This window comes from Pelodictyon clathratiforme (assembly GCF_982375515.1).
This window is the reverse complement of record NZ_OZ455102.1, coordinates 2,216,967-2,229,976: the sequence shown is the minus strand read 5'-3', so window position 1 is coordinate 2,229,976 and position 13,010 is coordinate 2,216,967. Positions and strand designations below refer to the sequence as shown.

The 13,010-nt window shown below is 47.6% G+C and carries 11 protein-coding genes; 2 read left to right on the top strand and 9 right to left on the bottom strand.

Translation table 11 applies throughout. The features are described from left to right. Position 1: 1 nt before the first annotated feature. From dnaK to AC56AD_RS10870, 5 genes are all read right to left on the bottom strand, one after another. Entirely contained in the window at positions 2 to 1,924 is a 1,923-nt protein-coding gene (dnaK, locus tag AC56AD_RS10890; RefSeq protein WP_012508836.1) for a molecular chaperone DnaK, read from the bottom strand. 84 nt (positions 1,925 to 2,008) lie between these two features. After that, entirely contained in the window at positions 2,009 to 2,407 is a 399-nt protein-coding gene (locus tag AC56AD_RS10885; protein WP_012508835.1) for an Hsp20/alpha crystallin family protein, read from the bottom strand. A 247-nt stretch (positions 2,408 to 2,654) separates the two neighbouring features. Continuing rightward, positions 2,655 to 3,044, bottom strand: a complete 390-nt coding sequence (locus AC56AD_RS10880; protein ID WP_012508834.1) for an ArsR/SmtB family transcription factor — start codon at positions 3,042 to 3,044, stop codon at positions 2,655 to 2,657. A gap of 152 nt (positions 3,045 to 3,196) precedes the next feature. Next, positions 3,197 to 3,454, bottom strand: coding sequence for an anti-sigma factor family protein (locus AC56AD_RS10875; RefSeq protein ID WP_012508833.1), 258 nt, complete (start codon positions 3,452 to 3,454; stop codon positions 3,197 to 3,199). A 27-nt stretch (positions 3,455 to 3,481) separates the two neighbouring features. Continuing rightward, positions 3,482 to 4,111 carry a sigma-70 family RNA polymerase sigma factor gene (locus tag AC56AD_RS10870; protein WP_012508832.1) on the bottom strand — a complete coding sequence of 210 codons (630 nt, stop codon included), beginning with the start codon at positions 4,109 to 4,111 and terminating at the stop codon, positions 3,482 to 3,484. A 135-nt stretch (positions 4,112 to 4,246) separates the two neighbouring features. Here AC56AD_RS10870 and AC56AD_RS10865 point away from each other — a divergent pair, with 135 nt between their 5' ends. Continuing rightward, the gene (locus AC56AD_RS10865) at positions 4,247 to 5,773 is read left to right on the top strand and encodes an FAD-dependent oxidoreductase (protein ID WP_012508831.1); all 1,527 of its coding nucleotides are present in this window, start codon (positions 4,247 to 4,249) and stop codon (positions 5,771 to 5,773) included. A gap of 9 nt (positions 5,774 to 5,782) precedes the next feature. On the opposite strand, the gene AC56AD_RS10860 is transcribed toward AC56AD_RS10865, so the two are convergent. From AC56AD_RS10860 to mfd, 4 genes are all read right to left on the bottom strand, one after another. Beyond that, complete coding sequence (locus AC56AD_RS10860) at positions 5,783 to 7,003, bottom strand: alanine dehydrogenase (protein ID WP_012508830.1); 1,221 nt, start codon at positions 7,001 to 7,003, stop codon at positions 5,783 to 5,785. 51 nt (positions 7,004 to 7,054) lie between these two features. Beyond that, complete coding sequence (locus AC56AD_RS10855; RefSeq protein ID WP_012508829.1) at positions 7,055 to 7,735, bottom strand: 2Fe-2S iron-sulfur cluster-binding protein; 681 nt, start codon at positions 7,733 to 7,735, stop codon at positions 7,055 to 7,057. A 162-nt stretch (positions 7,736 to 7,897) separates the two neighbouring features. Continuing rightward, positions 7,898 to 8,515: a 2Fe-2S iron-sulfur cluster-binding protein gene (locus tag AC56AD_RS10850; protein ID WP_012508828.1), complete on the bottom strand. Its 618-nt coding sequence runs from the start codon at positions 8,513 to 8,515 to the stop codon at positions 7,898 to 7,900. A 115-nt stretch (positions 8,516 to 8,630) separates the two neighbouring features. After that, positions 8,631 to 11,942 carry a transcription-repair coupling factor gene (gene mfd / locus AC56AD_RS10845; RefSeq protein WP_012508827.1) on the bottom strand — a complete coding sequence of 1,104 codons (3,312 nt, stop codon included), beginning with the start codon at positions 11,940 to 11,942 and terminating at the stop codon, positions 8,631 to 8,633. Between the two features lie 83 nt (positions 11,943 to 12,025). Here mfd and AC56AD_RS10840 point away from each other — a divergent pair, with 83 nt between their 5' ends. Further along, positions 12,026 to 13,009 carry an ABC transporter ATP-binding protein gene (locus tag AC56AD_RS10840; RefSeq protein WP_012508826.1) on the top strand — a complete coding sequence of 328 codons (984 nt, stop codon included), beginning with the start codon at positions 12,026 to 12,028 and terminating at the stop codon, positions 13,007 to 13,009. Position 13,010 lies beyond the last annotated feature (1 nt).

Genomic DNA, 13,010 nt, shown 5'->3' with positions numbered 1-13,010 from the left:
CTTATTTGTCGTTGCCGTCAATAACTTCGTATTCAGCATTTTCAACATTACCATCGCCGCTATTTTTTTTCGATTTTTCACCGCTGTCACTCTGTGCTGCCGTTTCAGGCTGTGACGATTCCGGACCCTGAGACTGGTAGAGATGAGAGGCAATCTCACTCCACTCCTTGTTGAGCTCCTCCATCGCACTTTTAAGAGACTCAACGGTTCCGTTCTTGTAAGCTTCCTTGAGTTTTTCAAGCGAACCTTCCAGTACGGGACGTTTGTCTGCCGGTATTTTATCGCCGAGCTCTTTCAACTGTTTTTCAGTGCTGAAAATCAGGGAGTCTGCAATATTTCTGGTGTCGATCTCTTCCTTGCGTTTCTGATCTTCAGCAGCATGTTCTTTTGCGTCCTCCTTCATTTTGCTGATTTCAGCGTCGGTGAGCTTGCTGCTCGATTCAATTTTGATGCTCTGCTCTTTTCCTGTTGCCTTGTCTTTTGCTGAAACATGCAGAATACCGTTGGAATCGATATCAAACGTCACTTCGATCTGTGGTATGCCTCTTGGAGAGGGAGGAATATCGCCAAGGTGGAACCGACCCAGTGTTTTGTTGTCGGTAGCCATTGGGCGCTCTCCCTGTAAAACATGTACCTCAACCGAGGTCTGATTATCACCTGCAGTTGAAAAAACCTCCTGCTTTCTTGTCGGAATAGTGGTGTTTGCATCGATGAGCTTCGTCATTACACCGCCAAGGGTTTCAATACCAAGCGAAAGAGGTGTTACATCAAGCAGCAGAACATCAGTGACGTCACCTTTCAGAACACCACCCTGAATAGCCGCGCCGATAGCAACAACTTCATCAGGATTGACACTTTTGTTCGGCTCTTTGCCGAAAAAGTCTTTGACCAAAGCCTGCACTTTTGGTATACGGGTGGAACCTCCAACAAGAACCACCTCGTCGATCTCCTTCATCTCAAGCTTGGAATTCTTGATGGCACGACGACAGGGATCAAGAATCTTGTCGAACAGATCAGCGCACAATGCCTCGAATTTTGCACGGGTGAGATTGATCACCAGGTGTTTCGGCCCTTCCTGTGTTGCAGTAATGAAGGGAAGATTGATTTCGGTATCAGTCCTTGAAGAGAGTTCGATTTTTGCTTTTTCAGCGGCTTCCTTCAAGCGCTGAAGGGTAATGGCATCCTTGCGAAGATCAATACCCTCCTGTTTTTTAAACTCGTCAGCAATATAATCGATAATTTTCTGGTCAAAGTTGTCACCGCCGAGATGGGTATCGCCGTCAGTTGACTTCACCTCAAAAACACCATCACCAAGCTCAAGAACGGAGATATCAAATGTTCCTCCACCAAGATCGAAGACCGCAACTTTTTCACTCGTCTGCTTTCTGTCAAGGCCGTAGGCAAGAGCAGCAGCGGTAGGTTCATTGATGATACGCTTGACATCAAGTCCGGCAATACGCCCGGCATCTTTTGTCGCCTGCCGCTGGGCATCATTGAAGTATGCCGGCACCGTGATGACTGCTTCGGTAACTTTTTCACCAAGAAAGTCCTCAGCCGTCTGCTTCATTTTCTGCAGGATCATTGCTGAAACTTCCTGGGGAGAATAGATTTTGTCATTGATTTTTACGCGGGCTTCACCACCTTCGTTGATAATTTCATAGGGAGCAAGCTTTTTTTCGTCATTGATTTCATCATATTTGCGTCCCATGAAACGCTTGATAGAAAAGATCGTGTTCTTCGGATTGGTTATCGCCTGTCTTTTTGCAGCCTGGCCAACCAAACGATCACCGGTTTTGGTTAAGGCTATGATAGAGGGTGTTGTACGGTTTCCCTCTGAATTTTCGATAACTGTTGGCTGCGATCCCTGCATAACCGAAACACAAGAGTTCGTCGTGCCAAGGTCGATGCCGATAATTTTACCCATAATGTCTATTCCTTGTTTTGAATGTGATATAAAACAGTTTTACAACTAATAATGTCTGAGTTCGGGTGGTTCCTGAACGTGATTTTAATTAATCGTAATCTCTTTTTTCTTCTTTACCGGCACAGCTTTCGGAAGCGTTACATGAAGTATTCCGTTCTTGAAATCTGCACTGATGCTCTCCTGATCAATCATTTCACCAAGATTAAAACTCCTTGAAAAACTTCCGGAGCTCCTCTCAATACGATGATAATTTTTCTTGCTCTCTTCCGTTTCCGCCGTTCTCTCTGCTTTGATGGTCAGTACATCATCTTCAATGTGGAGTACCACATTCTCTTTGGCGATACCGGGAAGTTCGGCATCAATATGGAATCCGGCCTCATCTTCTGAAATATCAACCTTAAAAGCCGGGGCTGAAGGCTGTTGTGCACCTGACCAGATATCATCAAACAGTCTCATTGGGTCTTTCGCTAATTGTACCAGCATGGTAATCTCCTTTTCGCTCTTGTTTGTTATGATTACAGTAATTGATGGTAATGAACAATTCCATGCTAATAAACATCAAAAACCATGCCAAAACTGAAATACGCCTTTTCACCTGAGGGAGTTTCATCAAAATGACTTGTTGATAGCGAAAATGTCATGAATTTGGTGTCAGTATGACAAAAAGTCAGGCGGAGGAGGCGTAAAGGAGGAGGCGTGCCGGATTGAGATGCGGAAAATGGAAAGAGTGTCAACTGGAGAGGTTAGACTGGACTTTTTGTACCCAGCAAAGTCGCTCCTGAAGGTTATCAACTACACTTTTTGAACTCAGATAACAAGCGTAGATAACACTATCGTCAGCGATACGATAATAGCATTTCAAGCCCTCTTTCCTGCGGGTTACAACACCACTCTCATACATCAGGGCCAGATGTTTTGAGATGTTTGCCTGGCTTGCGTGTATTTCATTGACAATTTCCTGAACGGTATGCTCGCTCTCACAAAGCACACGTAAAATTCTCAGTCTCATTGGTTCAGAGAGCAGCTTGAATCGATTGGAAACCGCTTCAAACATCTCATCAGGCATATTAAGATGCCATTTTTTTACATCTTCTTCTGTAATCGTGACCGTTTTGCTCATGGGATACCTGGTTACCGCCGGGGAGTACTGCCTCCCTTTATGCAGTGATAATCTATTGTTAACGTGAACGAGTATATAGCTATTAATTCGTACAATTCAAACCGGACAAGATATGAATTATTTTCCAGAGTGAATAACCCGGGCAGCAGGTGCTATTCACAAAGGAGGGTGTCTTCGTGCTCTTTGGTATTGAAACTGGTAAGCTGCATGATTGACATAACCAACGTCTGAGGGGCCTTGAACTGGATAATTTTTTCCCTGATGATCATTTTGGTTTTTTTTGCCTCCTCAAACTCTCTGTGGCACTCTTTGCACTCCGAAATGTGAAGGAGAAAATCCTGCTCTTCAAGGTGGGAAAGCTCTCCATCCAGAGAGGCACTCATAAGCACGCTGGCCTTTTTGCAGTTCATAGTAAAAAAAAGTTTGTGCGTCTCGATTTATTGAACGTTATCGGTGTTGAAGCCGTATTTCTTTGCATATCCCTCAAGCTGACTGCGAAGCAGCTTCCTGCCCCGATATAACCTTGACCTCACCGTTCCGATAGGGCTTTCTACCATATTTGCAATTTCCTCATAGGTAAATCCCTCAATATCACACAACTGAATCACCTCCCTGAACTCCTCGGGCAGAGAGTGAAGCGCCTGATAGACCTCTTCGTGCAGCAATGAATGGAAATAATCGCTTTCTGACTCAGTGGTATCACTTCGGGTGTCTTTGATTGAATGATAAAAATCTTTAATAAGATCATAATCAACTTTTCCAGGTTCCTTCGAATTTTTCCTGAAGCGGTTGATATAGTTGTTTTTCAGGATTTTAAACAGCCATGCCTTACAGTTTGTTCCCCGCTCAAAAGAATTAAAAAATCTATATGCCTTCAGATAGGTCTCCTGCACCAGATCCTCAGCATCACTTGGATTCATGGTCAAGTGAAGAGCATAGTTATAGAGGGCGTTAAGATGAACAACGGCTTCATTTTGAAACTCAAGTTGCTTTCGTCGCTCATCTCGGGAGAGCGTCTCTTTTTTTGTCCCGGTTTTTAAGTCGCGAGCAGGATCAGGTTTATCCATGGGATGATATCTTCCAGGGTTCAAAGAAACGTTGTTTTGCATTCCGAAGAATCTTTTCATAAATTAATATATTTAAAGCAATATACTTTAAGGCTTTTCTGAACTTCGTAAACATAATCCAAAGGCATGTGTTCCATGAATGTATCCGCTGATCTTTCTGCTGATGTGATTGTTATCGGTTCAGGAGTTGGAGGGCTCACTGCAGCAGCATTGCTTCAGGAGAGGGGCATTTCAACCCTTGTTTTCGAGAAGAACCGATATGCGGGGGGAAGTTGCTCTTCTTTCCAGCGGGAGGGGTATCGTTTTGATGCCGGAGCATCGGTTTTTTATGGTTTTGGTGACAATAGCAGCAGTGGCACCCTGAACCTGCATACGCGAATATTCAGAAAGCTCGATATTGAGGTGCTCACAATTTTTGACCCTGTTCAGATCCATTATCACCTGCCCGGTGGTTTTTCTCTACCAGCCTCTTATAACCAACAAGCATTTCTTGATGCTCTTGCCGCTCGTTTTCCGCATGAGAGTGACGGAATCAGAAAATTTTATCATGAGCTCACGGAGGTTTATGACATTCTCAGCGCTCTGCCTGCGGGCTCGCTTGAGGATGTGACACATCTGCTCTCGGTCGGTGCTGCACATCCTCTCAAGACCATGGCTCTTGCGCTGAAAAGCTTTCGTTCAATGGGGAAAACCGCCAGAAGTTATATTAAGGATGAAGAACTGCTCCATTTTATCGACATTGAGGCCTACTCCTGGGCGGTGCAGGATGCTCTTGCAACCCCACTGGTCAATGCCAGCATCTGTCTTGCCGATCGCCATTTCGGCGGCATCAATTATCCGATCGGCGGTTCCGGCGCTATTCCTGATGGGCTTTGCAAGGGGATCAGGAAGTTTGGCGGACGTATTTGTTATCAATCAGAGGTTACCGAGATTCTGGTCAGCAACGGTGAGGCCCGTGGCGTCAGGCTTGCCGATGGCACAGAGTACTATGCAAAAGCGGTAATCAGCAATGCAACAGTCTGGGATACCTTTAATCGCCTTGTTATCGACTCGCGCTACAGGGTGGATGAAAAACGTTTTCTGAGGGCGCCGAGCTGGTTCCAGCTTTTTCTCGGTGTTGATGCTTCTGTTATTCCCGAAGGGTTTCATATGCACCATATTCTGGTCGACGACTGGAAGAGCTATAACCAGTTGGGAGGAACCATCTATTTTTCTGCACCAACCATTCTTGATCCATCACTGGCGCCTCCCGGCAGACATATTGTTCATGCTTTCGTTACTGGAGAGGTTGAAGAGTGGCAACATTATGAGAGGGGTAGCAGTGCCTACCTTGCAGCAAAGGATGAGGTTGCAGCCGGGATAATTTTCCGGATAGAGCGGATTTTACCCGGATTATCGAAAGCTGTAAAACTAAAGGTACTTGCTACGCCGCTTACCCATGAGCGCTATCTCAATCGCTTTAAAGGATCATACGGGCCTCTGCTCAAACCGGGGCAGAGTATTCTCCAGAAACCCCAGAACACAACACCGATAAAAAATCTCTTTGCTGTAGGCGACAGTACTTTTCCCGGGCAGGGCGTCATAGCCGTAACCTATTCGGGGGTATCGTGCGCATCCCTGATTGCCAGAAAATTTGGCAAGCCGCTTGATCCGTTAGTGTAATCGGGAGCGTCAGGAGGCAGCAAGTAGCATATCGATCTCTCTGAAAGGAATGTCTGTCAATTCAGCAAGAATTTTTTGTGTGACATAGCCCTTGAAAATGTAGGTTCCCTTCCGCAAACTGTGACTTTTCCAGAGAATCTCTGAAACGGTCTCATGTCCTGTCAGTTTCAGAAGAAAAGGCAAAAGGGTATTGGTCAGGGCGAAAGAGGCTGTTTTTGCGACGGCTGACGGGATATTCGGTACGCAGTAATGGGTAACGCCGTGCTTGACATAAATGGGATTGGTGTGGGATGTATGGCGGCTGGTAGCGAAACAGGCACCCTGATCAATCGAGACATCAATAATCACCGAACCGGGCTTCATCGACTTGACCACCTGTTCGCTGACCAGTGGCTTGATGATTTTCTGACGCGGGCTCAGTGCGCCAATCAGAACGTCCGACATCTTCGCAATTTCGGCAATGTAATGATCGTTTGCAATGGCGGTGACAAGGTGACGGTTGAAAAATGCTTCGAATCGTCGCAACCGATTGATCTCCTTATCGATAACGGTAACCTGCGCACCGAGTCCAAGCGCATCCTGTGCGGCAAAAAGCCCGACGGTTCCAGCCCCGATAATGGTGACCCAGGCCGGTGGAACACCTGCAATGCCTCCAAGGAGAATGCCGCTGCCCCCGTAACCTGTTTCAAGGTATTTGGCCGCTGTCTGTATGGCCAGTGAACCGGCGATTTCGCTCAGCGTCCTGACAATCGGCAGCTCGCCATCCCTTGTTTCGATAAACTCAAATCCGAGAGCGGTAATATTCTTCTCGATCAGTGCTTTTATCAGATCCGGGGTGATTGTTCCAAGATGGAGGGCTGAGATGAGCATCTGACCTGGCATAAAAAGGGGAAGCTCTTCGGTCATCGGGGGAGAGACCTTCACAATGACATTCGACTGCTGGTAGAGCTCCTCCGGGGATTCGGCAATGGTTGCTCCAGCTTCGCCATATGCGAGATCGGTGAAGTTACAGAAATTACCGGCAGATTTTTCAACGATAACCTTGATGCCCTGCTCAACGAGTATCTGAACACCGGGAGGTGATATAGCCACCCGGCGTTCATCCTGAAGCCGTTCACGGGGAATCCCAAGAACAATTTCCATCGTTTTCTCAGGCTTTATCAGCCAGCGCTCAAGGGTTTTGGCACCAAGCTCAAACTCAACATTTCCGATATCAGAAGAGTACCCCATCAGCAATTCAATGGTTGTTGTTTCTGGCCCCCGATCAAAAAAGGGGAAAAACTACTTTACAGATATTTTTACCGGCTCAATAACCGGAGTTTTTTCACTCTTGCAGCAGGAAGCATCTGTTCCTGGCAAATGCAGACGTCCTCCTGAAACAGTGCATACCATCTCTGTTGCACCTTTCAATGCGCCCTTGGCTCCATCGGCAAGGATGGTAGCGGGGTATTGCAGAAAGGGGAAGGATTCCATAACGGTACTGGAAAGCAGTTGTGATGCCTGAACCACCCCGTTGCCAATTTTGCCGAGAGAATCGCCCGGACTTATCTGCCCCTTTTTGATTCTGTCAACAAGGGTACCTGCACCTTCAGGCAGTTTATTGACAACATTATAGCCAATGGTTTGGGCATAGGTGATAAAACCAGGTACGTTCAGAGAGAGAACAATGCGTTTGAGGTTCTCGGCCCTTGAAAGAAGCCGAACAGTTCCCTCTTTGATAATCACACACTGACAGGCAAGCCTTCCTCCCTCCTGAAACAGTTTATCAGAAATAAAGGCCTTTTCAATATTGTTCGGAGCTGAAAGAGAGTCCATCCCCTCCTTGACATAAACAAAGCAACTCTGGCAGATACCATTTCCCCCGCAGATATAACCAATGTGGCAGTTATGACGTTGCGCAACCTTCAGGAGCAAATCACCTGTTTTTGCTTCACAAGGTTTATCGTTGATGAATATGATCATGGTTTTTTGTAATTAATGGTGAGTTAATTAAACCGTAATTGACTTCCTTCGATACAAAATATACAAAATTTTGCCGCAGCCTCAACCAAACCTCTTTGCTCCGATCAGCATAAAGGGTTCGATTGAAGCTGCAACTCATCTCCTGAAAGATACATTCGCTTATTATGCTGCAATATGCGCTCTCGTCATCGTGGTTATCTTCCCTTTGTTGCTGCTGCATGATGGTTCAGAGGCAGTTGATTTCTCTGCAAAGGGCCTGACGCAGCAGCCCTCCTCATGTTGACTATCACACGATAGCGGCGCGGTAAAGGCCTGGAAGAAAAGCTGGAAAGCATTTCCGATGCCACCGACAATGTCAGAAAAGAGTTGCCACAGATCAAACTCCCTTTTCGACTGCAACTGCATGGTTTCGGGAAACTTTACAAGCGCCTCCCTGCCCATTTTGGCGGCATACCCTGCCAATTGCAGCGGATTGGTTTCAACCATTTGCTTGACCTCTTCGACTGCTGATATGATCCTTATCGTCCCGGGTTTTTCAACTTTAGCCATACAGCCCATTCTTGTCCCCTCGCTCAAAAGAGCATCAGAAAGGAGCGCTTTTTCCTCTTCACTGAGCGGAGAGAGAAGCTCACTGCCTTCAAGAACCCTGACATAGCAGGTTTGACAAATTCCATTCCCCCCGCAGAAATAGCCTATGTGAGCATGATTCGTACGAGCGATATCAAGTAACCGGTCACCCTCGTTTGCCTCATACTGCTGATTATTGATCGTGATATGCATGATGATGTACTGTTATGATTCTAAAAATATAAGACCAATTATGTCTTGTATTTTGAACATCAACGCAAGAGCAAAAGTTGCAGTAAATCAACAAATTCATGGAATTGAAGCGGGGTTATAATGCCATCTCCTTCGAAGCCAGCTCAAGTTTTTTCAGCAGCTCGGTGTACCGGTGGAGCAGTCCTGCCGGTGATGTATCGCTGCCGGAAGGGTGGTGCAGCACCAGCTTCATCTTTTTATCCATCTTGAATCCCGGTTTATACTCCTCCATCCAGGGTTCCTGCACTGATACAAAGAGGTATTGGAGGAAGGCCTTGTTGGCAAGATGGTCGTTATCCTGATCGGGCAGAAAGAGGATGGCGCTTTGTGGCTGGAGGTCAATTTTTTCCAGTCCGAGCGCCGATCCCGTGATTTTGAGTTTTGTCAGCAGCAGCAGGTTTCCGACCTCTTCGGGGAGGGGGCCGAAGCGATCCTTGAGCTCTGCCTCGAGGGTATCGACCTTATGCTCTGTTGAGGCTTTCGCAATTTTGTCATAAAAGGCGAAGCGCTCAGGGGTTGCGGTGAGATAGTATTCCGGAATGAGGGCATCAAAAAAGAAGAGCAGGTCACACGTTTTGGCGCTTCTTGCGGCCTTGGCGCCTTCGGCGGAAAACATGTGGCTGAACTCGGTCGATTTGAGTTCGGCAACGGTCTCTTCAAGCATTTTCTGGTAGAGATCGAAGCCGAGTTCATGGATGTATCCCGACTGCTCCGCTCCGAGCAGGTTGCCTGCTCCCCGGATATCAAGGTCGCGCAGGGCGATGTTGAAACCAGATCCCAGTTCAGTAAAGCTCTCAATAACGGCAAGACGCTGAACGGCCTCTTTTTTCAGGGTATTCAGCGGTGGTGCGATAAGGTAGCAGTAAGCCTTTCGTTCACTTCTTCCAACTCTTCCGCGCAACTGGTAGAGATCAGAGAGTCCAAACATGTCGGCGCGGTTGATGATTATGGTATTGGCATTGGAGATGTCGAGCCCGGAGCCAATGATGGTGGTAGAGATGAGCACGTCTACCTCTTTTTGCATGAAATCCATCATGATCTTTTCAAGCTCTCTCGGGGGCAGTTGGCCATGAGCGAAAACAATCCGGGCCGAGGGAACAAGCTCGCGGAGTGTCTGGAGAATATCGTCAAGCGATGCAATGCGGTTATGCAGAAAAAAGACCTGCCCCTCCCGCTTTATTTCCCGGCGGATAGCCGATTGAATGAGCGCCGGATCATAGTCGGTAATAAGGGTTTCAACGGGCTGGCGGTTTTTTGGAGGGGTCGAGACAATGGAGAGATCCCTGGCGCCAAGCATGGAAAACTGCAGGGTTCGCGGAATGGGTGTGGCCGACATGGTCAGCGTATCGACTCCGGGGAACTGTTCACGCAGCTTCTCTTTTACCTCTACGCCAAAGTGCTGCTCTTCATCAATGACGAGGAGTCCGAGATCCTTGAAGAGCACATCCTTTGAGACCAGCCGGTGAGTGCCGATTACAATATCAATGGTTCCCTCTGCTATTCTTTTAATAACCTTCTGCTGCTCCTTGCGTGGCACAAAACGGCTGAGCACGGCTATTGAAATCGGGAAATTTTCAAATCTTCTGGTAAAGGATTCTGCGTGCTGGTGAGAAAGAATGGTTGTTGGGGTCAGTACGGCAACCTGTTTGCCCGATTCCACCGCCTTGAATGCGGCCCTCATGGCAATCTCGGTTTTTCCGAATCCGGCGTCACCGCAGATCAGACGATCCATCGGGTGGGGCTCCTGCATATCTTTTTTGACGTCATGAATCGCCTTGAGCTGATCGGGCGTTTCGTCAAAAATAAATGAGGCTTCGAACTCCCGCATGTAGATGGAGTCGGGAGCAAAACCAAATCCGATTTGCATTTTTCGCTGTGCATAAACCTTGATCAGATTGATGGCAATATCGCGGAGCTGCTTGCGAACTTTATCCTTTTTTGCCGCCCATTTTGAACTGCCAAGTTTTGAGAGGGCAGGAAGAGAGCTTTCGGATGCGGTATATTTCGAGAGCAGCCGGATATTCTGGATATTGACAAAAAGCTTGTCTCCTCCGGCATATTCAACAAGCACACACTCCTGTTCGGAATTCCCTGCCGTTATGGTTTCAAGGGAGCGGAAAATTCCGATACCGTAATCCTCATGGACAACATAATCGCCAACTTTAAGCTTCTGGAGATCTTTGAGTGAAATTCCCCGGATTTTCCGTTTCCGGTGTGCTTTATGGGCGTGCAGCTTGCCGAAGATATCGGATTCGGTATAGAGATCAAGATCGCCAAAAGTAAATCCGGTATGCAAATTGACCGGAATCCAGCTCGCTTCAAGTTGTCCGGTTTTTTTTGAACTTGAAATTTCCTCTGCAAGAAAATCTGTCAATTCAGCGATCTCGCGGCGTGAACTGGTTGCAAAAAGCGGCTTTTTGTGTTCTGCAGTTTCCTGCTGGAGTTGGGCGGCAAGCGAACGGAAATTGGCGTTCAGTTTTTTCTGGGGGCCGGAACAGAAATCTATTGCAGAAGGCGAGAGTTGGCTGATTCTGACAGTGCGGAAGCGTGAAAGCGCCATGGTGAGGCTCTCATGGTTATCCCGCAATGCAAACTCGGTTGAATCATCAATGATGATGAGGGTTGCCGGATCAAGATAGTCAAGAATGGTTGTTTCGCTCTCCGGGGCGCTGTTCAGGGCATCGGTAAAGCTGGCCGTGAGATCGGCTGCCAGCAAAGTTTTTCCTGAGAGCTGACTGTTGATATCGAATACTCGCAGTGAGGTGATGGTATCGCCGAAAAATTCTATGCGCAGGGGTTCACCTGCTCCAAAAGGGAAGACATCGATGATTGAGCCCCGCACCGAAAACTCGCCTTCATCTTCAACAAACTCTCTTTGTTCAAAGCTGTTGGCCGTCAAAAAGCGTTTCAGGGGTTCATATCCCGCATCGAACTCTGTTTTCAGACGGAAAATCCGGTTTTCTGCTTCGCCTGGCTGGCAGAGTGTGACGTCAAGATCATCGAAAAAAGAGAGGATAAGCGATTTTTTTCCGGTAGATAGCGCTCCGATAGAGAGAGAGAGTTCATCCGATGTATTGCAGATGCACTCTTTAGGAAGAAGCGCCGCAAAATCATTTTCATAGCGCTCGAAGCTGTTCTGGCCGCAAAGCAGCATGAGAGGGGAGGGGAGGTCAGTAAACAGGGTTGCAGCCATGATTGAAGAGAGTGAGCCCTGCAGGCCGGCCACATCAGCCGGGTCATAACAGCCTGTTTTATCAGGCAGAGCGCTACGCAGCGCCTCTTTCAGCAGAATGAACGGTTTCGATTGCCTGATGGTATCGATGAGGAACCCGGGATTTTTTTTTGTGACGGCAGCGCTTTGTGGCTCTATTCCTGATAACGTTTTCATATGTAGCGGACAAACCATATTTTCATGCTTGACTCCGGCAAAGGGAATCTTTAAACCAGCGAGTGCGGGAATGATTGTTATATATGGAAAAAATTCTTGAACTGAAAAATCTCAAGACCTACTACTCAACCGATAATGGCATTGCAAAAGCTGTTGATGGTGTGAGTTTTTCTCTTGGGAGGAACCGTACGCTGGGAATTGTCGGGGAATCCGGTTGCGGAAAGTCGGTGACAGCACTCTCTCTGATGCGTCTTGTGCCCATGCCGCCAGGATATTTTGCTGGAGGAGAGATTTTCTGGAAGGGAAGAGATCTTCTGAAGCTGTCGGAAGAGGAGATGCGCCACCTGAGAGGCAATGAGATTGCCATGATCTTCCAGGAACCGATGAGTTCGCTCAATCCAGTCTTTACCTGCGGCAGCCAGATAATGGAGCAGATTCTTATTCATCGTGACCTCAATCATGCAGAGGCAAAAAAACGCTCCGTCGAGCTGCTCCACCTGGTCGGAATTCCGAACCCTGCGGAGCGCTTTTCATCTTATCCGCACGAACTTTCAGGTGGTATGCGTCAGCGGGTGATGATTGCCATGGCGCTCTCCTGCAATCCCGAGCTGCTCATTGCTGATGAACCGACTACGGCGCTTGATGTCACCGTTCAGGCACAGATTCTTGACCTTATCGGTAAACTGCAGTCCGATAACGCGATGAGCGTGATGCTCATTACCCACGACTTCGGGGTTGTGGCAGAGTTATGTGAAGAGGTGCTTGTCATGTATGCATCAAGAGTGGTTGAGACCGGTTCGGTTCAGCAGCTCTTTAATAATCCACTCCACCCCTATACCAGAGGGTTGCTGCACTCTATTCCTCGTCTCGGCTCTTCAAAAGAGCGCCTTCATGTCATTGAAGGCAATGTGCCGAGCGCAGTAAACCTGCCTGAAGGGTGCCGGTTCGCTGGAAGATGCCCTGAGGCTGATGCTCATTGTCGTCAGGAACAGCCTGAGCTGGTTGTTTATGAAGCAGGCCACGAGGCAGCTTGCTGGAAAGTTGGGAGTCACAGAGGCTTCCTTTGAT